At 40.1% G+C, this 25,260-nt stretch carries 29 protein-coding genes; 27 read left to right on the top strand and 2 right to left on the bottom strand.

Annotation, left to right across the window (positions count from 1 at the left end; all coding sequences use genetic code 11):
- Window positions 1-135: 135 nt before the first annotated feature.
- A complete protein-coding gene (locus tag WDJ61_RS12125; RefSeq protein WP_338750045.1) occupies window positions 136-1,002 on the top strand; it encodes a patatin-like phospholipase family protein in 867 nt (288 codons plus the stop codon).
- 9 nt (window positions 1,003-1,011) lie between these two features.
- On the opposite strand, the gene WDJ61_RS12120 is transcribed toward WDJ61_RS12125, so the two are convergent.
- Both WDJ61_RS12120 and WDJ61_RS12115 read right to left on the bottom strand, forming a co-directional pair.
- A complete protein-coding gene (locus WDJ61_RS12120; protein WP_338750043.1) occupies window positions 1,012-1,371 on the bottom strand; it encodes an SA1362 family protein in 360 nt (119 codons plus the stop codon).
- A 34-nt stretch (window positions 1,372-1,405) separates the two neighbouring features.
- A complete protein-coding gene (locus tag WDJ61_RS12115; protein ID WP_338750041.1) occupies window positions 1,406-2,347 on the bottom strand; it encodes a DUF1385 domain-containing protein in 942 nt (313 codons plus the stop codon).
- A 136-nt stretch (window positions 2,348-2,483) separates the two neighbouring features.
- Here WDJ61_RS12115 and WDJ61_RS12110 point away from each other — a divergent pair, with 136 nt between their 5' ends.
- The 26 genes from WDJ61_RS12110 to spoIVB all read left to right on the top strand — a co-directional run bounded on the left by WDJ61_RS12110 (window position 2,484) and on the right by spoIVB (window position 25,173).
- A complete protein-coding gene (locus tag WDJ61_RS12110; RefSeq protein ID WP_338750039.1) occupies window positions 2,484-2,981 on the top strand; it encodes a YqhR family membrane protein in 498 nt (165 codons plus the stop codon).
- Window positions 2,982-3,046: 65 nt separating this feature from the next.
- Window positions 3,047-3,508, top strand: a complete 462-nt coding sequence (gene aroQ, locus WDJ61_RS12105; protein ID WP_338750037.1) for a type II 3-dehydroquinate dehydratase — start codon at window positions 3,047-3,049, stop codon at window positions 3,506-3,508.
- Window positions 3,492-4,553 (top strand): Xaa-Pro peptidase family protein, encoded by a 1,062-nt coding sequence (locus WDJ61_RS12100; RefSeq protein ID WP_338750035.1) that lies wholly within the window; start codon window positions 3,492-3,494, stop codon window positions 4,551-4,553. Before aroQ ends, WDJ61_RS12100 begins: the two co-directional genes overlap by 17 nt.
- Window positions 4,554-4,574: 21 nt before the next feature.
- Window positions 4,575-5,132, top strand: coding sequence for an elongation factor P (gene efp / locus WDJ61_RS12095; protein WP_338750034.1), 558 nt, complete (start codon window positions 4,575-4,577; stop codon window positions 5,130-5,132).
- A 195-nt stretch (window positions 5,133-5,327) separates the two neighbouring features.
- On the top strand, window positions 5,328-6,473 hold the full coding sequence (locus WDJ61_RS12090) for an acyl-CoA dehydrogenase family protein (protein WP_338750033.1): 1,146 nt from the start codon (window positions 5,328-5,330) through the stop codon (window positions 6,471-6,473).
- A 137-nt stretch (window positions 6,474-6,610) separates the two neighbouring features.
- Window positions 6,611-7,531 carry a stage III sporulation protein AA gene (gene spoIIIAA, locus WDJ61_RS12085; RefSeq protein ID WP_338754787.1) on the top strand — a complete coding sequence of 307 codons (921 nt, stop codon included), beginning with the start codon at window positions 6,611-6,613 and terminating at the stop codon, window positions 7,529-7,531.
- Between the two features lie 5 nt (window positions 7,532-7,536).
- Window positions 7,537-8,040, top strand: a complete 504-nt coding sequence (spoIIIAB, locus tag WDJ61_RS12080; protein ID WP_338754786.1) for a stage III sporulation protein SpoIIIAB — start codon at window positions 7,537-7,539, stop codon at window positions 8,038-8,040.
- Between the two features lie 18 nt (window positions 8,041-8,058).
- Window positions 8,059-8,262 (top strand): stage III sporulation protein AC, encoded by a 204-nt coding sequence (gene spoIIIAC, locus WDJ61_RS12075; RefSeq protein ID WP_338750032.1) that lies wholly within the window; start codon window positions 8,059-8,061, stop codon window positions 8,260-8,262.
- A gap of 24 nt (window positions 8,263-8,286) precedes the next feature.
- On the top strand, window positions 8,287-8,667 hold the full coding sequence (gene spoIIIAD, locus WDJ61_RS12070) for a stage III sporulation protein AD (RefSeq protein ID WP_338754785.1): 381 nt from the start codon (window positions 8,287-8,289) through the stop codon (window positions 8,665-8,667).
- A 30-nt stretch (window positions 8,668-8,697) separates the two neighbouring features.
- Window positions 8,698-9,882, top strand: coding sequence for a stage III sporulation protein AE (spoIIIAE, locus tag WDJ61_RS12065; protein ID WP_338750031.1), 1,185 nt, complete (start codon window positions 8,698-8,700; stop codon window positions 9,880-9,882).
- A 17-nt stretch (window positions 9,883-9,899) separates the two neighbouring features.
- Window positions 9,900-10,511 (top strand): stage III sporulation protein AF, encoded by a 612-nt coding sequence (gene spoIIIAF / locus WDJ61_RS12060; RefSeq protein ID WP_338750030.1) that lies wholly within the window; start codon window positions 9,900-9,902, stop codon window positions 10,509-10,511.
- Window positions 10,504-11,154 carry a stage III sporulation protein AG gene (gene spoIIIAG / locus WDJ61_RS12055; RefSeq protein WP_338750029.1) on the top strand — a complete coding sequence of 217 codons (651 nt, stop codon included), beginning with the start codon at window positions 10,504-10,506 and terminating at the stop codon, window positions 11,152-11,154. The genes spoIIIAF and spoIIIAG overlap by 8 nt, the downstream gene beginning before the upstream one ends.
- 1 nt (window position 11,155) lies before the next feature.
- Window positions 11,156-11,722, top strand: a complete 567-nt coding sequence (locus WDJ61_RS12050) for a SpoIIIAH-like family protein (RefSeq protein ID WP_338750028.1) — start codon at window positions 11,156-11,158, stop codon at window positions 11,720-11,722.
- A gap of 323 nt (window positions 11,723-12,045) precedes the next feature.
- Window positions 12,046-12,543, top strand: a complete 498-nt coding sequence (accB, locus tag WDJ61_RS12045) for an acetyl-CoA carboxylase biotin carboxyl carrier protein (protein ID WP_338750026.1) — start codon at window positions 12,046-12,048, stop codon at window positions 12,541-12,543.
- A gap of 12 nt (window positions 12,544-12,555) precedes the next feature.
- A complete protein-coding gene (gene accC, locus WDJ61_RS12040; RefSeq protein ID WP_338750024.1) occupies window positions 12,556-13,908 on the top strand; it encodes an acetyl-CoA carboxylase biotin carboxylase subunit in 1,353 nt (450 codons plus the stop codon).
- A 26-nt stretch (window positions 13,909-13,934) separates the two neighbouring features.
- Window positions 13,935-14,354: an Asp23/Gls24 family envelope stress response protein gene (locus WDJ61_RS12035; protein WP_338750022.1), complete on the top strand. Its 420-nt coding sequence runs from the start codon at window positions 13,935-13,937 to the stop codon at window positions 14,352-14,354.
- A 338-nt stretch (window positions 14,355-14,692) separates the two neighbouring features.
- On the top strand, window positions 14,693-15,079 hold the full coding sequence (gene nusB / locus WDJ61_RS12030) for a transcription antitermination factor NusB (RefSeq protein WP_338750020.1): 387 nt from the start codon (window positions 14,693-14,695) through the stop codon (window positions 15,077-15,079).
- Between the two features lie 31 nt (window positions 15,080-15,110).
- Entirely contained in the window at window positions 15,111-15,977 is an 867-nt protein-coding gene (folD, locus tag WDJ61_RS12025; RefSeq protein ID WP_338750018.1) for a bifunctional methylenetetrahydrofolate dehydrogenase/methenyltetrahydrofolate cyclohydrolase FolD, read from the top strand.
- Window positions 15,978-16,063: 86 nt separating this feature from the next.
- Entirely contained in the window at window positions 16,064-17,419 is a 1,356-nt protein-coding gene (xseA, locus tag WDJ61_RS12020) for an exodeoxyribonuclease VII large subunit (RefSeq protein WP_338750016.1), read from the top strand.
- Window positions 17,364-17,636, top strand: coding sequence for an exodeoxyribonuclease VII small subunit (xseB, locus tag WDJ61_RS12015; RefSeq protein WP_338750015.1), 273 nt, complete (start codon window positions 17,364-17,366; stop codon window positions 17,634-17,636). The genes xseA and xseB overlap by 56 nt, the downstream gene beginning before the upstream one ends.
- 1 nt (window position 17,637) lies before the next feature.
- Complete coding sequence (locus tag WDJ61_RS12010; protein WP_338750014.1) at window positions 17,638-18,522, top strand: polyprenyl synthetase family protein; 885 nt, start codon at window positions 17,638-17,640, stop codon at window positions 18,520-18,522.
- A 213-nt stretch (window positions 18,523-18,735) separates the two neighbouring features.
- Window positions 18,736-20,628, top strand: coding sequence for a 1-deoxy-D-xylulose-5-phosphate synthase (dxs, locus tag WDJ61_RS12005; RefSeq protein ID WP_338750013.1), 1,893 nt, complete (start codon window positions 18,736-18,738; stop codon window positions 20,626-20,628).
- A 2-nt stretch (window positions 20,629-20,630) separates the two neighbouring features.
- Window positions 20,631-21,470 carry a TlyA family RNA methyltransferase gene (locus WDJ61_RS12000; RefSeq protein ID WP_338750012.1) on the top strand — a complete coding sequence of 280 codons (840 nt, stop codon included), beginning with the start codon at window positions 20,631-20,633 and terminating at the stop codon, window positions 21,468-21,470.
- A gap of 167 nt (window positions 21,471-21,637) precedes the next feature.
- Window positions 21,638-22,087, top strand: coding sequence for a transcriptional regulator AhrC/ArgR (gene ahrC, locus WDJ61_RS11995; protein WP_338750011.1), 450 nt, complete (start codon window positions 21,638-21,640; stop codon window positions 22,085-22,087).
- A 17-nt stretch (window positions 22,088-22,104) separates the two neighbouring features.
- On the top strand, window positions 22,105-23,814 hold the full coding sequence (gene recN, locus WDJ61_RS11990; RefSeq protein WP_338750010.1) for a DNA repair protein RecN: 1,710 nt from the start codon (window positions 22,105-22,107) through the stop codon (window positions 23,812-23,814).
- A gap of 162 nt (window positions 23,815-23,976) precedes the next feature.
- Window positions 23,977-25,173 carry a SpoIVB peptidase gene (gene spoIVB, locus WDJ61_RS11985; protein WP_338750009.1) on the top strand — a complete coding sequence of 399 codons (1,197 nt, stop codon included), beginning with the start codon at window positions 23,977-23,979 and terminating at the stop codon, window positions 25,171-25,173.
- Window positions 25,174-25,260: the final 87 nt, after the last annotated feature.

Raw genomic sequence — 25,260 nt, 5'->3', positions numbered from 1 at the left:
TCGTTTGATTGGTAGCCGTTTTTTAATAGAAGGCGATGTTAAAGGTTATGCTTCAAATGATTTTTCACTTCTAGGACAACTTTTCCTTGCTTACACATATAACAATCAGGCGTAAGTTGGAGAGGTGGGATCGTGATGAAGATCGATGGGGTTTTTTCGGGTGGGGGAATTAAAGGGTTTGCGTTAGTCGGCGCGTTTGAAGAGATTGAGCAAAGGGGTTTAACTTTTGTTCGTTTAGCAGGCACTAGTGCGGGGGCGATTATTGCTGCTTTTATCGCGGCTGGTTATTCCAGTGAAGAGCTTAAACAGATGGTGATGGAGGTAAACGAAAAACAACTATTAGATGATGTCATGTTTGATTTTCCATTTTTGAAGTGGGTAAAACTCTATTTTCAGCTCGGTTTGTATAAAGGGAAGAAGCTTGAACAGTGGTTAGAAGTGAGGTTAGCACAAAAAGGAATACGAACGTTTGGAGATCTTCCACCAGAAACGTTACGCGTGATTACATCTGATATTACCAATGGTCGCCTGCTCATTCTGCCAGATGATTTGCCTTCTTATAATAAAGATCCTCTTACATTTTCAGTGGCACGAGCTGTTCGAATGAGTTGTACAATCCCTTATTTTTTTCAACCGGTTAAATTAAATGGTCGGGCGTTAACGGTCGATGGAGGAGTGTTGAGTAACTTCCCCATTTGGCTCTTTGATGAGGCGGATAAAAAACTGATGCGGCCTGTCCTTGGCGTGAAATTGATGACAAAAACAACGGGAGTCCCACGACAAGTGAAAACAGGGATCGATTTATTTGGGGCCTTGTTTCATACGATGAAAGATGCTCATGATGCCCGCTATATTTCAAGGAGGCATGAAAGCAGTATTCTCTTTATTCCAGTGCAGGAAACAGCTATTACGGATTTTAACTTAACAGACGAAAAAAAATACGCCCTTATTCAAACAGGACGTGATCATGCCAAGGCGTTTTTTAAGCGTTGGAGTTATTAATAGCCGGGTTTAAGAAGAAGCCCGGTTATTTTTTTTGCCTTTCTTTCCTTCAATAACTCGCAAATTTGCAGAGGACTTTCTTCTTAAAGGCTTCTTTTTTGTAGCTGGAGTGGAGGGGTGAGTTGTTTTTTTGCGGCTTTTCAATCGCTTTTTGGATTGTCTAGCGGCCTTTGCAAACGCTCGATCTTCCCCATTGCCACCTAATCGCTTTCTCATTACGAGGCGATAGATTAAAACAATAACAGCTACAGTTACTGCAGCGATAACCAGCTGCCGAGCTAAAGCTCCAGGGGCATTAAACAACATGGAAACGAGCCCAATAGCAGCGAGTGCAATTAATGAAAAGGTAATGACTGTACGAGTTGCCAATAAAGCCACCTCCTAACAAGCTGTTAATTACATATTAGACAATTTCCTCAGTGTTTAATCCTTTTTGTGTGTTTTCCTCAAAATTTATTAATTTTTCAAATGAGGCGATCGCTACTTCCACTTGATCATCTGTCGGTTCTTTCGTTGTTAAAAGTTGAAGCCACAAACCAGGATACCCGAGAAAACGTAATACCGGAACGTCACGCAGTTTATTAGTCAACTGAAGTACTTCAAAAGAGATGCCGAGAACAACAGGAATCAGTGCGATTCGATTTAGCACCCTTACATATAATGGTTCAGTAGGCACTAATATATACACAAATACGCCGACAATTACTGTAAATAAAATAAAACTTGATCCACAACGGTAATGAAGACGAGAAGCAGCTTGAACATTTTCTACTGTTAGTGCTTGATTGTTCTCATAAGCATTAATGACTTTATGTTCAGCGCCGTGATACTGAAACACTCTTTTAATTATCGGGGTTAAAGAGATTAAGTAAATGTAAACTAACAGAAGGATAAGCTTGAATAGACCTTCTATTAAAATTTGCTCCATATCACTTGAAAAGATAGACCGAGTAGATTCGGCTAAAAAGACAGGGACTAGAGTGAAGATGAATTTCCCAAATAAAAAAGAGAGGACTCCGATGGCGGCTACTCCTAGAATCATAGCCAGTTTAGATGGTTCTGCATTTTTCTTAGTTTCTACTTCATCCGCTTCTAGATCATATTGCTCTTGAGCGAAATTTAAATGTTTCGATCCGTTTGCGGCCGCATCTAGAATGGCGAAGATCCCTCGAACGAATGGGATTTTTTTGAAGATTCGAAAAGATGAATTTGTTTTTCTTGGTAAATGATAATAGGCGATCGATTGGTCTTTTTTACGGACAGCGGTGACAGTATGATGCTTTCCGCCGAACATAACGCCTTCTATGACTGCCTGACCGCCATAAACTGGCTTTTGTTCACTCATGGAATACCCTCTTTCATTAAATTAAAGATAAAACTTGATATACATATTTTAGCCGTTATTCAGGAAAAATAAAAGCTGAATCATTCAATAAAAATGCTTTCTGAAAGTTTATTATTTGTGAATGTGGAGGTGTATGATGGAAAAAGACGTGAAACAGGCGAAAGAGGTCCGTTTTTCGCTGGGAAATGTCATTATTATTGGGGTTTATGGAGGATTATTTTGGGGAGTGCTTGCTCAATTTGCTTCGTATTTTCATTTTATTAGTTTCAACCCGAATGCCGTATTGAAATATATGTATGTGACTGAATTCAAAAAAACCTATTTAAACGTGGCGACGAGCATTTTATTTTATATTCTCTGTTCTCTGCTCTTAGCCGTGATTTATTATGCCTTATTCCGAAAAAAAAAGTCGATGTGGGTTGGTGTGACGTATGGAGCCGGTTTATGGGTGGTATTCTTCATTGTTCTTCGTTCGATCTATCCGGCGATTCCTTGGTGGAGAACAATGAATAACGATACATTAGTAACGACTATTTGCCTCCTTCTTCTATATGGCTTATTTATTGGTTACTCCATTTCCTATGGCTATGAGCATCATAAACAGATGAATGTCCAGAGGGAAGAGACTGAGTAAGTAGTTATTGGCAAAATAAATATGTTAGAATGTTCTTGTAACTATATTCGGGGGCAGGAGACATTATGAAGCATATTCTATTATTAAACGGTCCAAATCTAAATCGACTTGGAAAAAGAGAGCCGGACATTTATGGAGCGGTAACGCTGGAAGAACTTGAAAGTCAACTGATTTCTAAAGCAAAGGAATCAGGTGTGACGCTTTCTACTTTTCAATCTAACCATGAGGGAGAATTAATTGATCGCCTTCACTTGGCTGCAGATGAAGAAATGGTCGGAATTATTTTCAACCCAGGAGCATTTACGCATTATAGCTACGCGCTTAGAGATGCTGTGACGTCCATCTCTATTCCGGTCATTGAAGTGCATATTAGTAACATTCATGCAAGGGAGTCATTTCGTCATCAATCTGTCATTGCCCCAGTTGCTGTTGGGCAAATCGCAGGTCTAGGATTGAAGGGGTATGAACTAGCTTTACAAGCGTTGATACATAGAATGGGGGGAAAGAATCATGATCCAATTAGATAAACTTCGTACAAGCATGAAAAAAGAGGGGATTGATGGATTGCTCGTGATGAGTCCATATAACCGTCGTTATTTAACTAACTTTACAGGTTCCTCTGGAGGAGCGCTAGTCACAGAGGATAAAGCTATGTTTATTACAGATTTCCGTTATGTAGAACAAGCACAAAAACAGGCTGAGGGTTTTGACATTGTGAAGCATGAAGGAATCATATATGAAGAAATCGCCAATCAAGTGAAAGCATTAGGGATAAATCGCCTTGGTTTTGAAAAAGCATATATGACTTTTCAATCTTACGAGATCCTTAAAGGGCTAGTGAAAGCAGAGATCGTTCCTGTTAGTCAATTAGTTGAAAACTTGCGCTTGATTAAGAGCGAATCAGAGATTAAGATATTAAAGGAAGCTGCCGCTATTGCTGATGCGGCATTCAAGCATATTCTTGAATTTATTCAACCGGGGCAGACAGAGCTTGAGGTTTCCAATGAACTCGAGTTCTTTATGAGAAAGTGTGGCGCAACATCTTCATCTTTTGATACAATAGTAGCTTCAGGTGAACGTTCCGCTCTACCTCACGGGGTAGCGAGTGACAAAGTGATCGAAAAAGGCGATATGATTACGCTTGATTATGGCGCTTATTATCACGGCTATGTTTCGGATATTACTCGTACCATTGCAGTGGGGGAACCATCTGATCAGATGAAAGAAATTTATCATATTGTGTTAGAAGCACAGTTGAAAGGAATGAATGAAATCAAGGCAGGGATGACGGGGAAAGCAGCGGATGCCATTACGCGTGACCATATAACTAAAGCTGGATATGGCCAATATTTCGGTCATTCAACCGGTCATGGAATCGGCCTTGAAGTTCATGAAGGACCTAATCTTTCTTCCCGTTCAGAAATGGTATTAACACCGGGAATGGCTGTTACAGTCGAACCAGGAATTTACTTGCCAGGAGTAGGCGGTGTGCGCATTGAAGATGATACGATTATCACGGAAAATGGAAATGAACCGCTCACACATTCTACTAAAGACTTAATCATTCTTTAATGATAATGGAGGATTTACAAAATGATTTCAGTAAATGATTTTCGTACAGGATTAACAATTGAAGTGGATGGCGGCATTTGGCGCGTCGTTGAATTCCAACATGTAAAGCCAGGAAAAGGGGCTGCATTTGTCCGCTCTAAACTTCGTAACCTTCGCAATGGAGCGATTCAAGAAAAGACATTCCGTGCGGGTGAGAAAGTAGCTAAAGCTCAAATCGATAATCGCAGAATGCAATACTTATATGCAAATGGTGACCAACATGTATTCATGGATAATGAATCATACGAGCAAATCGAGCTTCCAGCGGATCAAATCGAATACGAATTAAAATTCTTGAAAGAGAATATGGAAGTTTCCATCATGATGTATCAAACAGAAACACTTGGTGTAGAATTGCCGAATACAGTTGAGCTGAAAGTAACTGAAACAGAGCCTGGAATCAAAGGTGACACGGCTTCAGGTGGTACGAAGCCAGCGACTGTAGAAACAGGCTTAGTTGTTCAAGTTCCTTTCTTTGTGAACGAAGACGATGTATTAATCGTCAATACAGATGACGGCAGCTACGTTTCACGTGCATAAATGTCAAGAAGGCTGTTCCTCTATGTAGGAACAGCTTTTTTATTGTATAATCCCTTGTTATTTTCCTGAATTTATGAAATAATTAAAAGGAATATACTAGAAGATGAAGTTTATTTATTGATTTTTAAAGCGGAGAAAAATTTTTGATTATAAAACCGAGTATTCGAATCAGAATAATAGAAAGAAGGATTGTAAATGACAGCTTATACAGAATCACCAAAGGATGTGCTTTCTTCTTTAAAGAAATTAAAAAATGATTTTCAAGAGAGGGAAAGAGAATTAGATCAGCTGAATTCATTTCCATTTCAAAATGTAGCGGAACTAAAAAAAGTAGACTACACGACACAAACATTGCCAAAAGAATATAAGGGGGGAGGTGTGAGTTTAACACAATTTCTATCCTTTCAAGAGCAAATTGCAAAAGGCTGTGGATCGACTGCTTTATCGATCGGATGGCATATGGGGACAGTGCTTGAATTTGCTGAACACCGTCACTGGAATGAAGAAGTGGTGTCAATTGTTGTTCCTGAAATTCAAAAAGGTGCGCTTATTAATACCGCCGCCAGCGAGCGAAATGCAGGAAGCCCTCTTCGTGGAGCAAAACCGACAACCACCGCTGTTTTATCTGAAGATGGTCAATCTTATATCATTACTGGAGAAAAAACATTTACTTCCGCCTCTCCGGTTTTAGATTACTTTTTCGTTACCGCAACGAGAGAGAATGGAACAGTCGCAGTATTCCTTGTTCCGCACGAAACAAAAGGAGTATCCATTCGTGAAACATGGGATAGTGTGGCTTTAAGAGGAACAGCAAGTCATGATTTAGTGTTAGATCATGTGGAAATACCAGTAGAATATGTCGTAGAGGAAGTTACTGCTGAAAGCAAACAGCGCCGCAAAGGCTGGTTGCTGCATATCCCCGCTTGTTATTTGGGCATTGCTAGTGCCGCAAGAGACTACGCAGTGAAGTTTGCGGCTGAGTACGTACCAACAAGCCTTGGGAAACCAATCGGTACACTGCCTAATATTCAACAACAGATCGGCGAAATGGAAATTCATCTACTTTCATCTAGGCATTTTTTATATGGAGTGGCTGAAAAATATGAGCAGCATCCTGACATAGATGTACAAGCGGACATGGCGGCTGCCAAAAGCTTTGTCACAAATCAAGCGATCAAAGTAGTCGACTTGGCGATGAGAATTGTGGGGGCAAGAAGCTTAAGTGCCCAAAATCCGTTACATCGCTACTATCAACATGTGCGTGCGGGCCTTCATAATCCGCCAATGGACGATATTGCCTTTAAATCCTTAGCGGAAAGGGCGTTAAAAGAAATAGAATAATCGAAAACAAAATTTCATACACACGAACGAATGACTGGCTGCCGCCGGTCTTTTTTTGTTTTTACCTAGAGTGAACGGCATAACTAGAGAGGAAAAACATACATTGAATAAAAAGGGAGGGGAAGGAGGAAATAGTTATCGATACGATTCTATCTTATTTGCCGCCGACATTAAAGGAAGTGATTCAAAGCCTGCCGTCCCAAGTCAAAGATGAGATGGAAGAGATTAGAATTCGAATGAATCAGCCGTTAGAGATCATTGCTCAGCAAGTGTTCTTTTTGCCACATATCATTACACCTGAGGAAGGACAAGCACTTATGAATAAGCTTAGTCAGCATTCTTTTTATGCTATAGATGAAGAATTGCGATGCGGCTATTTAACGATTGAAGGTGGTCACCGGGTCGGGTTAGCAGGAAAAGTCATCTTAGAACAAGGCAAAGTGAAAGCGATCCGTCATCTCTCGTCTTTTAACTTGCGGATTGCTCGTGAAAAAATCGGAGTGGCTAAGCCGTTTATTTCGGCTCTTTATAATGATCGTTGGAAAAGCACTTTGATCATTGGTGCACCGCAATCGGGGAAAACAACGCTACTGCGAGATGTAGCGCGAGTCGCCGCTAGCGGTGATCAAGCAATCAACTTATTGCCAGTAAAAGTAGGGATTGTGGATGAACGTTCAGAAATAGCTGGCTGTGTAAAAGGAGTTCCCCAGCTTGATGTTGGGACTCGTACGGATGTTCTTGATGCTTGTCCGAAAGCAGAAGGAATGATGATGATGATTCGCTCGATGAGTCCTGATGTACTGATTGCCGATGAAATCGGGAGGGAAGAAGATGGACAGGCAGTTGCGGAAGCGGTGAATGCGGGCATTACCTTAATGGCAACTGTCCACGGAACTAGTTTAAAGGAGGCTGCTCGAAGACCCATGATCGAAAAAATCATTCAAAGTGGCGCTTTTGAACGGTTTATTGAACTTTCGTTTCAAAATGGGGAACGGGCGTTTCATGTTCTCGATCAAAACGGGAAGAAGTTAGCGATGAGAGTAGGGAAGGCGCAGTGAAATGGATGGGAGCGCTTTTTATTCTACTAGGTTCTTTTTGGTTAGGAGTGGAACAAGGAAGGAAGCTGAGCGAGCGACCGCGACAAATCCGGTTGCTGAAATCTGCTTTGCAATCTTTAGAAGCAGAAATTGTGTATGGGCATACGCCTTTACATGAATCAGCGAGAAAATTATCTGATCGCCTCCCACAACCAATAGCATCCCTCTTTTCTTCTTTTGCTCATTTACTGACGACAACCGAAATGGATGCTCAATCTGCTTGGAGAAAAAGCTTACAGGACATATGGCCACAGACTGCATTAAAAGAGGAAGAGCGATCGATTTTATTGGAGTTTGGGGATACGGTGGGCAGGCATGATCGACTAACAGAGCAAAAGCAAATCTTGCTCACACTTACTCATTTAGAACGTCAAGAACAAGAGGCGGCTGAAAAATATAAGCGATATGGAAAGCTGTATCGAAATTTAAGTATTATCGGTGGATTATTTATCGTGCTGCTACTTTTATAGCAGAGAAGGAGGAGAACAATGGGCATTGAAGTGGAAATGATATTCAAAATAGCAGGCGTCGGTTTGATCGTGGCCTTCCTCCATACGATTTTAGAACAAGTAGGAAAAAAAGAGTACGCTCAGTGGGTCACTTTATTTGGGTTTATTTACGTATTATTTTTGGTTGCTACTGTAGTTGAGGATTTGTTTAACAAAATAAAAGATGTCTTTTTATTTCAATGACGGGAGAGGAATACGATTGAAATTATCCAAGTAGCCGCAATAGTTCTTGTTGCCGTATTTTTTGTTCTGTTACTTGAGGAGCAACAGCCAGCTTTTACTTTTTTGCTTGTGCTATTTGTCGGCAGTAGCCTATTTTTGTTTTTAGCTGATCAAATCGCCGAGATTATTTTAATGATCAAGAAGCTGGCTGCTCGTGCGGAAGTAGAACTTGTTTATGTTGAAACGATGTTGAAAATTATTGGAATTGCTTATATTGCTGAATTCGCTGCTCAAATGACAAAGGATGCCGGACAAGAAGCATTAGCAGCCAAAATGGAGCTTGCAGGTAAAGTTATCATTTTATCGATGGCTGTTCCGATTTTAACACTTTTAATTGAAACCATTTTGTCGATGCTTCCGAATTAATCAAAGCGCTAGTAATGGTGGTGGATGTTTATGAAGCAACAGTTAAAGTCAGCTCTTTTGTTCCTCATTTTTGTTGTATCAGCCTCTTATAGTGTTCAAGCGGAGATGGAGGAGGAGCAAATCGATTTAGATGGAATGGCGAAGGAGCAGTTGCAGCATTTAGGATTGGAGGATCTTTCCGCTCAATGGGATCACATCGTGAAAACTTACGGACAGTATTTGCCAGAAACGAAGCGAGAGTCCTTGCCAAGTCTTTTAGAAAATGGACAATCGATTTCGTTAGACGAGTGGGCAAAAGGGTTTGTGTCTTTTACCTTTCATGAACTGACAGCGAATGGCAAATTGCTAGGAACACTTATTTTGTTAACGGTGTTTTCCGTCTTTCTTCAAATCCTCCAAAATGCCTTTGAACAAGGGATGGTAAGTAAGACGGCTTATGGCATTGTGTTGATGGTTCTTATGATTATCGCTTTAAATAGTTTTCGCTTAACGATGGATTATGCGATGGAAGCGGTCGATGGGATGATTCAATTTTTGCTTGCGCTTGTCCCTATCCTGCTCGCTCTGTTGGCCACGACTGGAGGAACGATTTCGGCCACGCTGTTTCATCCATTTTTACTTTTTTTAATGAATATTAGCTCGATATTAATCCAAAAAGTGGTTTTACCTCTGTTGTTTTTTGCCACATTAATTAGCTTAGTTAGTCTTTTTTCTGAACATTATCAAGCCACCAAGCTTGCGGATTTGCTTCGACGCTTTAGTATCGGCTTGTTAAGTGTTTTTATGGCGATTTATTTAGCGGTTGTTTCCATTCAGGGAACGGCAGCGGCTGTATCTGATGGACTCGCTATTCGAGCTGCAAAATTTCTAGCTGGAAATTTTATACCTGTTGTTGGAAGGATGTTTACAGAAGCGGCAGACACGGTGATGAGTGCTTCTTTATTGTTGAAAAACACCATTGGTCTCGCGGGAGCCGGGATGCTGTTGTTAATCATTGCCTTTCCAGCTTTAAAAATATTCGTCCTAATCATGATCTATAAAATCTCAGCGGCTATTTTGCAGCCACTTGGGGATAAAATGGTGGTCGATTGTCTCGACATCATCAGCAAAAATATGACCTATGTTTTAGCCGCTCTCGTCATTGTCTCCTTCATGTTCTTTTTATCGATTGTAATTCTCGTATCTGCAAGTAATTTATCAATGATGATTCGCTAAGGAAGGGACCGAGACTAATGGCATTTATAATGGACTGGCTAAGTAAAGTGCTCGCTTTTATTCTGCTTGCAGCTGTGGTGGACATGCTATTGCCGACTTCGCAGTTTCAGAAATACGCTAGGGTCGTAATGGGATTGCTTTTATTATTAGTTATGCTCAATCCGATGTGGAGCTTGTTTTCTGTTGATATAGAGCAAGAGCTATATGACTGGGTGGCTAAACAAGCAAAAGATGAAAAGTTAGAGCAGGAGCTGACGGTCAAACAAGATCACTTAGAGTCTACTAAACAACTCTATATATTGAAAAATACAGAACAGCAATTACGCACTCAAGTGGAAAACGAATTAAAGAATCAATTTCAAAAACAAATAATAGATTTAAATATTGAGGTTCACAAATGGGGAGAATACACGCCTGCAGATATCGCACAAGTAGATGTGTATATGGCCTCTATACATGCGAAGGAATCTTCCACAACGATAGATGAAGTCGTGATCGATCCCCCTTCTAAAAGAAATATGGATCGGAAGGAAGATCAGCTGCTCGTCGATTTTCTCTCGAAAAAGTGGAATATTCCAACCGAGCAACTGAATATTCATATGGTAGAGGAGGGGGACAGCCTTGAGTAATCGGAAAAATCCGTTGGAATGGCTTCAGTCCTTAATCCCATCTAAAAAAAGCGGAGAGGAGAAAGCGGCAAATAAAGCAAAATGGATGGTGATTGTGGCTATCCTTGGCATGGGAATGATGCTTTTTAGTGATTTGAAGGAAAGAGGAGACCTACCTGTAATCAATCAAGATCATCAAGTACGTAGTGAAGAAGCATCTGGACAAAAGAATGCGCCGATTCAACCCTCAACAAGCGATTATGAGCAGGACTATGAAAAAAAACTACAATCTGCGCTTGAGGAAATGGCTGGTGTCAGTAATGTGACAGTTGTAGTCAATATAGAAGCTAGTGAACAAAAAGTGCTAGAAAAAAACACAGCTGTCAAATCCCAAGAAACGAAAGAAATCGATAAGAAAGGTGGAGAAAGAACGATCATTGATCAAACGAGAGAAGAGGAATTAGTGATGATGGAAGAAGAAAATAAGAACGCTCCCGTCATACTAGAAATGAAAAAGCCAGAGATACGTGGAGTATTGGTCGTAGCAGAGGGAGTAGAAAATATCCAAGTGAAGAAATGGGTGATTGAATCGGTTACAAAGGTCCTTCATGTGCCGAGCCATCGCGTAGCAGTCATGCCGAAAAAACCAAAGGAGGAAGCTTAAAATGCTATTGAAAAAACAAACAGTTTGGTTGCTAACCATGATTAGCCTAGTTGTCGTATTATCTGTCTACTACATTACTTCTCCGGACCAGCTTTCACCTGATGTCGTCTCGAAGAAAAATCAAGTAGGAGAGACAAATGAATTAACTGGACAAATGCCTCAAGAAACTAATGGGACAGCGAGTGATCAACAAGTAGAAGTGGTGACAGAAGCTGCAGGAGATGAGGCATTTGATCTTCTTCGATTAGAAATGGAGGACGAAAGAAACAAGTTGAAAGAGGATTTAACAGCGAAAGTAGCTTCATCAGATCTTTCGGCTGAAGATAAAAATAATGCCTATGAAGAAATGGAAAAATTAACAGAATTAGCAACGAAAGAAAATGTGTTAGAAACACTAATTAAATCGAAAGGATATAAAGATGCTCTCGTTCGCGCAGATGGAACGAATGTTAGAATCACCGTTAAAGCAGAAAAACATTCCGCAGCGGCAGCCAATGAAATTATTCGCTTAGTACGGGACGAGCTGGGAAAGCAACCTGTTGCAGTGGAATTTCAAACGGTGAAATAACGTAAAAATCAAAAGCTAGAGCTGTCTTGGAAAAAGAGAACCTTACACGTAAATCACAATGTCTAGATATATGTTCAGTTGATCAAATACTAGATGTTGTTTCGTTGAGAGGGTTCCTTTTGTTTTTAAGATAGCTCTTTTTTATTATCAATTAAGAGAATTGAAAAAATATTAGAAAAAATTATTATTTCATATTTGCTAGAAAAGGGATAAAATATATGGATAGAATTCTATTTATTAATTAAAAGTTAAAAGTTGAATTCTTACTAGGTATTATCGTAAGATGTTATTATCTAGTCATAATTTTTCAAGGGGTGTCAGAAATGAAAGTACAGGAAATAAGAGAACTTATTAAGCTTGTGGATCAGTCCAATATTGAAGAATTTGTGTTTGAATCTGAAGGTAGTAAAGTAAAAATGAAAAAAAACACAGGAGTGACATACTCTGTGGTTAAAGATGTACAAGAAGAAGCGCCAAAAGTAGAAGCTGCTCCTGTCCAAATTGAAAAAACGGAAGTAAAGCCTGCTGTTCAAGAAGTACCAGCGCCAGAAGCACCAAAAGTAGTGGAAAATGCTGAGAACTTACATAAAATTACTTCTCCAATGGTAGGGACATTCTATCAGTCACCATCTCCTGATGCAGATGTATATGTAAAACCAGGATCAAAAGTATCTGATGAAACCGTTGTTTGTATCGTGGAAGCAATGAAGCTTTTTAACGAAATTGAAGCGGAAGTGGAAGGCGAAATTGTAGAAATTCTTGTAAAAGATGGACAATTAGTTGAATACGGTCAACCGTTATTTTTAGTAAAGCCTTTATAAGGAGAGATCGGAATGATTAAAAAGTTATTGATCGCCAACCGTGGGGAAATTGCTGTGCGTATTATTCGCGCCTGCAAAGAACTTGATGTTGAAACGGTGGCTGTCTATTCTGAAGCAGATAAAGAAGCTCTCCATGTGCAATTGGCAGATGAAGCTTTCTGTATTGGACCTACTGCTTCAAAGGACAGTTATTTAAATTTCACTAATATTATTAGTGTAGCCAAATTAACAAATTGTGATGCGATCCATCCGGGCTATGGATTTTTAGCAGAAAACGCAGATTTCGCGGAGCTTTGTCGTGAATGCAACATCATTTTTGTAGGTCCATCTCCTGAAGCTATTACTCAGATGGGAACGAAAGATGTAGCGCGTGACACGATGGAGAAAGCTGGTGTACCGATTGTGCCTGGTTCTGATGGCATTATTAAATCGGTTGAAGAAGGAATGTCCATTGCTGAGGGAATTGGCTATCCGGTTATTATTAAAGCAACAGCCGGTGGTGGAGGTAAAGGGATTCGTGTAGCTCGCGATGAACAGGAATTAGTAAAAGGCATTAACATGACTCAGCAGGAAGCGGCAACAGCGTTTGGAAATCCAGGCGTCTATTTAGAAAAATTTATTGAAGATTTTCGACATGTTGAAATTCAAGTACTTGCAGATACACATGGAAATGTGATTCACTTAGGTGAACGGGATTGCACTATTCAACGTCGTATGCAAAAATTGCTTGAGGAAACTCCTTCCCCAGCTCTTGATGCTAAAGTTCGTGAAGAGATGGGAAATGCAGCAGTTAAAGCGGCGCAAGCAGTTGAATATACAGGTGCAGGAACGGTAGAATTTATTTATGATTATAATCATAGAGAGTTTTATTTCATGGAAATGAACACACGAATTCAAGTAGAACATCCAGTGACGGAAATGGTTACAGGTGTGGACTTGATTAAAGAACAGATTCGCGTGGCATCTGGTAAAGAACTTGCTCTTAAACAACAAGATGTAGAGTTTAATGGTTGGTCGATTGAATGCCGAATTAATGCAGAAAACCCGGAAAAGAACTTTATGCCATCTCCTGGTCGCATTACGGCTTATATGCCACCTGGAGGCTTTGGAGTTCGTGTAGACTCAGCTGTTTACCCGGGCTATATGATTCCACCATTTTATGATTCCATGATTGCTAAACTAATCACGTTTGGATCGACTCGGGAGGAAGCGATTGCCCGAATGAAACGTGCGTTAAGCGAATTTGTGATTGAAGGAGTTCATACAACTATTCCTTTCCACTTACAGTTACTTGATCATGAAAAGTTTGTTGAAGGAGAATTCAACACGAAATTCCTTGAAATGTATGAAGTGATGAAGTCATAAACAATTTAACACGGAGGTGTTGATTGATGGCAGAAAATAGCCAAGTTAATCAAGTTTTAGAAATGAGCAATGGAGATAATGGCATGGGCCGAATTGAAATTGCTCCTGAAGTCATTGAAGTTATTGCAGGAATCGCTGCATCTGAAGTAGATGGCGTCGAGAAAATGCGTGGTAGCTTTGCATCAGGTGTCGTTGAGCGCCTTGGTAAGAAGAACCACGGTAAAGGTGTTCGCGTAGATTTGACGGAAGATGGCATTAAAGTCGATGTATATTGTGTCATCGCATTTGGCGTATCCATTCCTGGTGTCGCACAAAAAATTCAAGATAATATTCGCCAAGCGCTATTAAATATGACTGCGCTGGCAGTAGATGAAGTGAACATTCACGTTGTTGGTATTCAATTTGAAACAAAAAATACTGAAAGCGATTTCGTACCAGAAGCATAAAGGAAAGGCTGACCTAAACAAAAAGAGAAAGGCATATAAAGCCTTCTCTTATAGGTCAGCTTTTTTTATCCCGCATTAACGGGGCTGTAAGACCCCCACCTCAACATGGCAGAAGAAGCGCAGGCATGTAGGTGGGGGATCAACAGCCCGTAAACGCCCGATCCGTTCAACTAACAATCAGTGGGGGATGGAGAAAACCCCCACTGATTGAAGTTTCACTTTATTTAGTAGTGGGTAGATTTTAAATAAAACACGTCCTTTTTCGGAAGAACGTGTGTATTCTTTTCATTTTATGCTATTATCATTTTATGATGAAAAAGCAAAAGGAGTTAAAATGAATGAAAAGACGTACAGCACGTGAGAAAAGCTTGCAGGCCCTTTATCAAATCGATATGAGTGGAGCAATCCCTGAAGAGGCGATCAGAAATGTATTAGAGGATGCGCCAGTTGATGAATATTTACAAAACAGTGTGATGGGTACGATTTCTCATTTAGAAGAGATTGACCAAGTGGTTAAGAATAATCTTGAGAATTGGTCATTTGATCGCTTAGCAAAAGTGGACCGAAACATTTTACGATTAGCAGTGTATGAAATGAAGTACGCGGATGATGTGCCCGATAAAGTAGCGATCAATGAAGCGGTAGAGCTAGCTAAGCATTTTAGCGATGAACGTTCAAGCAAATTTATAAATGGTGTATTATCACGAATTAAAGAGTCGATATAAGAATGAATGACTAACTAAGGGGGAAACAATCATGACAGCAACAATCATCGATGGTAAACAAATTGCTAAAGATATTCGTCAAGAATTAAAGGGAGAAATTGAAGCGTTAAAGCAAAAAGGAATGACACCGGGTTTAGCGGTTATTTTAGTTGGGGAAGATCAAGCTTCACAAACATATGTAAGAAATAAAGATAAAGCCTGTGTAGAGGTAGGAATTCATTCAGAAATCTATCGCTATCCGGCAGACCTTACAGAAGCAGAACTGCTTGAAAAAGTGCAGGAATTGAACGAAGATGAAAATATTCATGGCATCCTTGTTCAATTACCATTACCTTCTCATATTTCAGAGGACAAAGTGATTGATGCAATTTCTCCTGAAAAGGATGTAGATGGTTTTCATCCAGTCAACGTAGGGAAGATGTCCATTGGGAAAGAAGCGTTCTATTCTTGTACTCCTTATGGCATCATCAAAATGTTAGAAAAAGAAAATATTTCATTAGAAGGCAAACATGTAGTCGTTGTTGGCCGCAGTAACATCGTTGGTAAACCAGCTGCCTTGCTTTCTTTACAAGAGAGCGCAACAGTAACGGTCTGTCATTCTAGAACAAAAGACCTTTCTTCTTTTACGAAGCAAGCAGATGTTGTGATCGCAGCTGTGGGCAAAGCGAAATTCTTGAAAGCAGAAGATTTTAAGCCAGGAGCGATTGTGATCGACGTTGGGATGAATCGTGATGAAAATGGTAAGCTTTGTGGCGATGTTGATTTCGAAAGTGCAAAAGAAGTGGCAGGTGCCATTACACCAGTTCCAGGTGGTGTTGGTCCAATGACGATTACGATGTTATTGTTTAATACGGTGCAATCTGTGAAACAAAAATCAGCGATGGTGGCATCTAAATAAGCAGTTTGAAATGTAAAAGCTGTCCCCCGAACATGTTATAATGGGGAGGCAGCTTTTTAGCTTGACCAAAAAAGGTGGAATGAAAGATGGATGTTCAACGCTATTTAACGGTTAAAGCGTTAACCAAATACATAAAACGAAAATTCGATGCCGATCCGCATTTGACAAATGTATTTGTTAAAGGGGAAATTTCTAACTTTAAAATGCACTCTAGCGGGCATATGTACTTTACTTTAAAAGATGATCAGGCTCGGATGTTGGCGGTTATGTTTTCATCTGCCAATCGATCGTTAAAATTTAGGCCAGAAAACGGAATGCAAGTGTTAATTAAGGGAGATGTCACTGTTTACGAAGCAGGCGGTCAATACCAAATGTATGTGAAGTCGATGCAACCAGACGGAATCGGCGATCTTTATCTTGCTTTTGAGCAGTTAAAGAAACGGTTGGAAAAAGAAGGGCTATTTGACATTAGCAAAAAACGACCTCTGCCTGTCTATCCTAAAGTGATTGGGATCATTACTTCACCAACAGGAGCGGCTGTGAGAGACATTATAACAACGATCAAGAGGCGCTATCCAGTCGTCCAAATGCTTGTCTATCCAGCACTTGTTCAAGGAGAGAATGCCGCCCCTTCGATTGTTTCAGCGATTGAAAAAGCCAATGATGATGGCCATGCGGATGTATTAATTGTCGGACGTGGTGGTGGATCGATAGAGGAACTTTGGGCCTTTAACGAAGAACAAGTGGCTTTGGCGATTAGAGCTTCTCGAATACCGATTATTTCAGCTGTCGGTCATGAAACGGATGTAACGATCGCCGATTTTGTTGCGGACATGAGAGCACCCACACCAACAGGTGGAGCCGAGCTGGCTGTACCGCATATCGAAGAAGTCGTTGAAAAAGTAGCAATGAGAAAAACCCGATTAATTCGAGCGATGTCAGAAAAAGTTCGACGGGAAAGAAAACGATATGAAACGGTCAAGCATTCTTATATTATGCGTAATCCAGAGGCGCTGTATCGTCAACAAGCTGAACGACTGGACAGATTAACAGAAAAATTGGTCAGAGAACAGACTCTTTATTTAAAACAGGCTCATACTCAAATAAATGAGCTGACAAATCGCTTACAAAGAAGTCACCCTGGAAAACAAATTCGTGAGTCTGTTATCGAGGTAGAAAGACTAAAAACGACCTTAATTCGACAGATGCAAGCCGTATTTAGCCGTAAAGAAGACGAATTCAAACGAAAAGTATCGTTACTTCATGCATTAAGTCCATTAAAAGTGATGGAAAGAGGATATAGTTTAACTTATACAACTGACAATCAATTAGTGAAATCAACGAGAGATGCCAAAGTAGGAGAAAAGTTAAGAGTACGGTTGTCCGATGGTAGCTTGTATTGTCAAATTCAATCGATGGAGGAGGATAAAAGTGGAGAATAAACAACTTAGTTTTGAAGAGGCGATGGATCAGCTGGAGTCGATTGTGACGAAGTTGGAAGAAGGTGACGTTCCGTTAGAAGAAGCATTGAGCTATTATCAAAAAGGAATGGAGTTATCCGCTTTTTGCCATGAAAAGCTGATGAATGCAGAAGATCAGTTAGCAAAATTAATGACAGAAGATGGAGAACAGGATTTCGTTGTTAGTGAGGGGGAATAATATGGCGACCCAATTGTCACAATTTATTGATGTATATAAAGCAGAACTCGAAACAAAATTACAAACAATCATTACTACAATAGCGGCCCCAGACATACTAATACAAGCAATGGATTATTCCCTTCAGGCAGGTGGAAAAAGAATTCGTCCGATGTTGTTATTTGCGACTATGTCTGCTTTTCGGAAAAATCCGTTAATGGGAATGGAAGCGGCGGCAGCTTTAGAAATGATCCATACGTATTCTTTGGTTCATGATGATTTACCGAGCATGGATGATGATGATTTACGACGCGGTAAGCCGACCAACCATAAAGTGTTCGGTGAGGCGACGGCTATATTAGCGGGAGATGCCTTATTAACACATGCATTTAAAGTCATCGCTCAATCAAAGGAATATTCTAACGAACAAAAAGTATGGTTGATTGATTGGTTGTCTCAAGCGGCTGGTCCTGCTGGAATGGTCGGAGGGCAAATGGCCGATATGGAGGGAGAACACAAGCAATTGACTTTAGAAGAGCTTGAATATATCCATAAGCATAAAACGGGACAGTTGTTAGAGTTTAGTGTGATGGCAGGAGCATTTTTGTCAGGAGCAACAGAAGCACAATTACAACACTTTCAGACATATGCGAAGCACATTGGACTTGCTTTTCAAATTCAAGACGATATATTAGACGTTGAAGGATTAGAAGAAAAAATTGGGAAGCGAGTCGGAAGCGATGTCAATAAGCATAAAAGTACGTACCCGTCTTTACTGACGCTTTCAGGAGCGAAAGAAAAGCTTCAAGAGCATTTATCGCAAGCACTTGAAGCGATAGAAAAAACGAATACGGATGCTGAACTCTTGAAGAAACTGGCCCATTTAATTGCCGATCGAGATCAATGAAAAATGACTAAAATTGTTGTAATTTGAGACGTATGGTATAATATTAGTACTATTTTTTATTAATTTGCCGTTATCACGCCATAGTGTTAGCGGCTATTTTTTCAAAGTCACTTATAACTGTAATTTCTACAATAAAAAGTTGTAGAAAAAATCAAGCACGTTATAATAAAGACAAAGTGACAAATGACACAGTAATGAAAGTGAGTGATCCTATTGGATCTATTATCCATTAAAGACCCCTCTTTTTTGAAAAATATGTCGATAGATGAATTGAATGATTTAAGTGCAGATATTCGTCAATTTTTAATCGAAAATTTATCCAAAACGGGAGGGCATATCGGACCTAATCTTGGAGTGGTAGAGTTAACGATTGCTTTACATCGTTGCTTTCGCAGTCCTACCGATAAAATTTTATGGGATGTTGGGCATCAGTCATATGTTCATAAAATATTAACGGGACGCGCAGGGCAATTTGATACTCTTCGTCAGTATAAAGGATTGTGCGGTTTTCCTAAATGTTCGGAAAGTGAACATGACGTATGGGAAACTGGGCATAGCTCAACGTCTTTATCAGCAGCTATGGGAATGGTCATTGCTAGAGATTTAAAGAAAGAGAAATCTCATATTATACCAGTCATTGGAGATGGAGCACTAACCGGAGGAATGGCTCTTGAAGCACTCAATCATATCGGACATGAAAAAAAGAATATGATTGTTATTTTAAATGATAATGAGATGTCTATTGCTCCAAATGTTGGGGCGCTTCATCAAATGTTGGGGCGTTTGCGAACGGCCGGTAAGTATAACTGGGTGAAAGATGAACTCGAAAGTTTGCTGAAAAAAATTCCAGCTGTTGGTGGGAAAATGGCTCAGACAGCGGAACGATTAAAAGACAGTTTAAAGTATTTATTTGTAACAGGAATGTTTTTTGAGGAGATGGGCTTTACGTATCTTGGCCCAATTGATGGTCATAATTTTGAGGATTTATTAGAGCAGCTTCAATATGCGAAAAAAGTGGAAGGGCCTGTCCTTGTTCATGTGATCACAAAGAAAGGAAAAGGCTACCGACCAGCGGAGTTAGATACGAAGGGAACATGGCATGGCATTGGTCCATATAAAATGGAGACAGGCACGATCATTAAGCCTATGAATCAGCCTCCCGCTTGGAGTTTCCTTGTTAGTGAAACAGCTCGAAAGATTGCCCGTACAGATGATCGTGTCGTGGCTATTACACCGGCGATGCCAGTTGGTTCTAAGCTGTTGGGATTTGCAGAAGAGTTTCCTGATCGGATGTTTGATGTAGGAATTGCGGAGCAGCATGCCGCTACAGTAGCAGCTGGACTAGCTACTCAAGGGATGAAGCCATTTCTTGCGATTTACTCAACGTTTTTACAGCGAGCTTATGATCAAGTCGTTCACGATATTTGTCGACCAAATTTAAATGTATTTATCGGCATTGATCGAGCAGGTCTTGTTGGAGCTGATGGTGAAACACATCAAGGAGTATTTGATATTGCTTTTTTACGTCACCTGCCTAATATGGTGCTTATGATGCCGAAAGATGAGAACGAGGGGCAGCATCTCGTTTACACAGCTTTTCAGTATAACGAAGGCCCGATTGCTATGCGTTTTCCGCGAGGCAATGGACTCGGTGTGCCGATGGATGAAGAATTAAAGGAAATTCCGATTGGTTCTTGGGAAGTGTTGAAAGAGGGCCAGGATGTAGCCATCTTAACATTTGGTACAACGATTCCGATGGCGATGAAAGCGGCAGAGCAAGCGGAAAAACAAGGGATTTCGGTGAAGGTTGTCAATGCTCGCTTTATCAAACCGATGGATGAAGAGATGCTGTTAAATATTTTAAACGCAGATATGCCAATATTAACGATCGAAGAAGCCGTTCTTGAAGGGGGCTTCGGAAGCGCCGTTCTTGAATTTGCTCATGATCATGGACACCATCATCATGTCATTGACCGCATGGGTATTCCAGATCGTTTCATCGAACATGGAAGCGTCAATTTGTTGTTGGAAGAAATTGAGTTAACGGAAGAAGCAGCAGTTGGAAAGTTACATGCGATGATTCCAAAAAAACAGAAAAGAGCCTAAGCATGAAAATAAAGAAAGAACGAATAGATGTACTTCTTGTAGAAAGAGGACTAATAGAAACAAGAGAAAAAGCGAAGCGTGCCGTGATGGCAGGTCTCGTTTATTGTAACGAAGAGCGCCTGGATAAACCGGGAGAGAAAATTGCTGTCGACGCTCCTTTGCAAATTAAAGGAAACACGCTACGTTATGTGAGCCGCGGAGGGTTAAAGCTTGAAAAGGCATTGAAAGAATTCGATGTTGATGTGAAGGATAAAATGATGCTAGATATTGGTTCTTCAACAGGTGGCTTTACCGATTGTGCATTGCAGAACGGGGCGAAGCTTTCTTATGCACTAGACGTTGGGTATAATCAACTCGCTTGGAAACTTCGTCAAGATGAGCGAGTAGTCGTGATGGAGCGAACGAATTTCCGTTATGTCACGCCAGCCGATTTACAAAAAGGAATGCCTGAATTTGCTACGATTGATGTTTCATTTATTTCTCTGTCCTTAATTTTACCGGTGTTAAAAACATTACTTGTTCCAGGAAGTGATGTTGTTGCCTTAATCAAACCGCAATTTGAAGCAGGCAAAGAGCAAGTAGGTAAAAAGGGGATTGTCAGAGAAGCAAAAATTCATAAAGAAGTGATTTTTAAAATCATTGATTTAGCGTTAGGGCTTGGATATGATGTGAAGGATTTATCATACTCTCCAATCACTGGAGGAGATGGAAACATTGAATTTTTGATTCACTTACATTGGCCAGAGCATCCAAAAGAAACGGGAGAGAATCAACTCTTACCGACTGTAGATGCCATCGTTATAGATGCTCATGAACAACTAAAGCAAAAAACGAATAAATAGTGGGTCCATTTGAAAGGACCACAAGAAGAGACTGTTTGAAAGACAAGTGATCTTGAGAACGGCCTCTTTTTTGTGTGAGCAGTGTGATATAACGACTATACACAAGGATAGAATTAAGATAAAATGTGAATACTACAGCATATTTATACGCTTTTTGAGGTGACATGATGAATAAAGGGCAACGTCATATAAAAATTAGAGAAATTATTGCTAATAATGAAATCGAAACACAAGATGAACTAGTCGATCGTTTAAAGACTTTAGGCTACAATGTGACTCAAGCAACGGTATCAAGAGATATTAAAGAGCTCCATTTAGTCAAAGTACCACTCATGGATGGACGCTATAAGTATAGCCTCCCTGCCGACCAGCGCTTTAATCCGTTGCAAAAACTGAAACGTTCCTTAGTGGATGCATTTGTCAGTATTGATGCAGCTGGTCATTTTGTCGTAATGAAAACACTTCCAGGAAATGCTCAAGCAGTCGGAGCTTTAATTGATAACCTTGATTGGGAAGAAATTATGGGAACTATTTGTGGTGATGACACTTGCTTAATTATTTGTCGTGCACCTGAGCATACATCCATTATTTCAGAACGATTTTTAGAAATGCTTTAATTTGAGGTGAATAGACATTGCTACAGGAATTGTCCATACGCAATTTTGCCATCATTGAAGAGTTAAACCTGTCATTAGAAAAAGGCCTGACGGTGTTAACAGGAGAAACGGGAGCCGGTAAATCAATTATTATTGATGCCGTGCACTTACTAGCAGGTGGACGAGGCTCGTCAGAATTTGTTCGCCATGGAGAGAGAAAATCCGAAATTGAAGGGATGTTTAGTATAGACGGTCCAGATCATCCCTCTGTTCAAAAAGCCCATCAATTTGGGATTGAGATTGAGGATGAGATCGTGGTCATTCGCAGAGAAATCTCTGCTACCGGAAAAAGTGTCTGTCGAATCAACGGCAAGCTTGTGACCATTGCGATTCTTCGTGAAATTGGTTCGACGCTTGTCGATATTCACGGTCAGCATGAACATCAAGAATTAATGGATACAAATCAGCATTTACATTTGTTAGATCAATTTGGTGGAAGTGATATTTTAGCAGCGAAAACAAACTATGCGGATATTTTCAAACGCTATGAGCAAACGATGAAGGCGATCCGCCAGCTAAGTGAAAATGAACAGCAAATGGCTCATCGTCTCGATTTAATTCAATTTCAGCTAAATGAAATTCAAAAAGCAGATTTGAAATTAAGGGAAGATGATGAATTAGCAGAAGAAAAAAGAAGACTGAGCAATTTTGAAAAATTATATGAGTCCACTCAGACGAGTTATAATGCCTTGCAAGGAGAAGGAAAAGGGCTAGATTGGATCGGTCTTGCGATGAGTCAACTTGAAACAGCCGCGGAAATTGATGAACAATATCGTTCGCTCTATGAAGCTGTATCCGAAAGTTTTTATGCAATAGAGGATGTCTCACGCCAAATAAGCTCAGCGCTTGATGGGCTAGAATTTGATCCCAATCGATTAAATGAGATTGAAACGAGACTCAATGAAATTAATGTCTTGAAAAGGAAATATGGAAGCACCATTGAAGAGATCATGGAGTATGGCGGGAAAATTGAAGAGGAAATCGAAACATTAACAAATAGAGAAACGCATATTGAAAAGCTGCAAAGTGAGCGATTAGCTTATGAAAAAGATTTATTGCTTGAAGGGAAGCAGCTCAGTTATTTACGCAAACAAGCGGCTCAAAAGTTAGTAGATGCGATCCATCATGAGTTAAAACAGCTTTACATGGATAAAACCGTATTCGATATTCAATTTCTTGTCGATGGTGAAGATCATACAAAGCATGTTCCTTCGTTTAAAAAGGACGGGCTAGATGAAGTTGAATTTTATATTTCCACGAATCCAGGTGAACCGTTAAAGCCGTTGTCTAAAGTAGCTTCTGGAGGGGAATTATCCCGAATGATGCTAGCGATGAAGACGATTTTCTCTAAGCACCAAGGAGTGACCTCGATTATCTTTGATGAAGTGGATACGGGTGTTAGTGGTCGAGTCGCTCAATCTATCGGAGAAAAAATTCATCAAGTATCGATTCATTCGCAAGTCCTTTGTATATCCCATCTGCCACAAGTCGCCGCGATGGCCGATGTCCATTTATACATATCCAAAATTATGACAGGTGGACGAACAAAAACATTTGTTGAACCGCTTGAAAATGAGGAGAAGATTAAAGAAATCGGACGAATGATTTCTGGGGTCGAAATGACAGATTTAACAAAACAACATGCAAAGGAGTTGCTTGAATTAGCGGCTTCTTTAAAAAATGGCTAAATAGTATGGCTGTCTCTCTAAAAAGGGGGACAGCTATTTTGTTGTGAACGCCAAGCTATCCAATGATGGGAGGATTTTTCCGTAATAATTGACTTGCTCTAAGGAAAAAGTAAATGTACAGCCATCAAAGTGGCTCATTCAGAAGCGAGGAGAGTGAAGGGGTTGAAGGACAAAGGATTGAGCAAAACCACTGGTGGAATTCTCCTTGTTTCCATTTTATTTTGTTTATTGAATTGGTTCATTATACAGCCTGTCGAGGCAAAAGAAATACACAATAGAAATGAAGAAAGTATTTCGGCGATCTCAGGCAGAAGCATCGGGCAAAAGGAAGAGTTGCTCGAGTCAGCAGGATTCCCATTAACTAATAACAGGAAAGCGACAGCAATAAAAGAAGTCAAGATCATTCCTGGCGGACAATCCATTGGAATTAAAATGAATACAATTGGTGTGCTGGTGGTTGGTCATCATCTAGTCGACACCACTCAAGGAAAACAGTCTCCAGGAGAACAAGCCGGCATTCAAGTGGGAGACTTAATCACAAAAATTAACGGAAAGAGAATAGAAAAAATGCAAGATGTGGGAGCATTTCTTCAAGGTGTAGATAAAAGTCAACCGATGAATATCGTCATTCGAAGAGGTCATAAACAGTTTGAAACAAAGCTAAAACCACTTAAAGATCAAAAAGAGAAATCCTATAAGTTAGGCCTTTATATACGTGATTCAGCAGCCGGAATTGGCACGTTAACTTTTTATGAGCCGAAATCAAAAAAATATGGGGCACTTGGTCATGTCATCACAGACGTGGATACAAAAAAGCCGATCATCGTTCAAGATGGAGAAATTGTTCAATCAACGGTCATGTCCATTCAAAAAGGACGTTACGGGAACCCGGGTGAAAAGCTAGCTCAGTTTTCGGCTAGTCAAGAACGATTAGGAAATATTACGAATAATAGTCCATATGGCATTTTCGGGCAATTAAAAAAGCCGATGCATCATTCATTTACGAACCAAGCTTATCCAGTTGCGTTATCTCATGAAGTGAAAGAAGGCCCAGCCAAAATTTTAACTGTGGTGAATGGAAAAAAAGTGGAGTGGTACGATATAGAAATTGTCAGTACCATCCCACAAAAGTATCCAGCTACAAAAGGGATGGTCATCAAAATTACCGACCCGAAGCTTCTCGACCGCACTGGAGGAATTGTTCAAGGTATGAGTGGCAGCCCGATTATTCAAAATAATAAAATAGTGGGAGCGGTGACCCATGTCTTTGTGAATGATCCAACATCGGGATATGGTGTTCATATTGAATGGATGCTCAACGAAGCCGGCATTCCATTAACAGAAGAAAAGGTCAGTTAAACAAGCGAAGCATTCGCTTGTTTTTTTTACATAGAACATCGTCGAAAACATGAGAAAAATAAGGAAATAAATATATATTATAAAAAA

The organism is Bacillus sp. FJAT-52991 (genome assembly GCF_037201805.1).
Lineage (GTDB): Bacteria > Bacillota > Bacilli > Bacillales > Domibacillaceae > Bacillus_CE > Bacillus_CE kandeliae.
The sequence above is the reverse complement of the archived record's forward strand: the minus strand, read 5'-3'. Positions and strand labels throughout refer to the sequence as shown.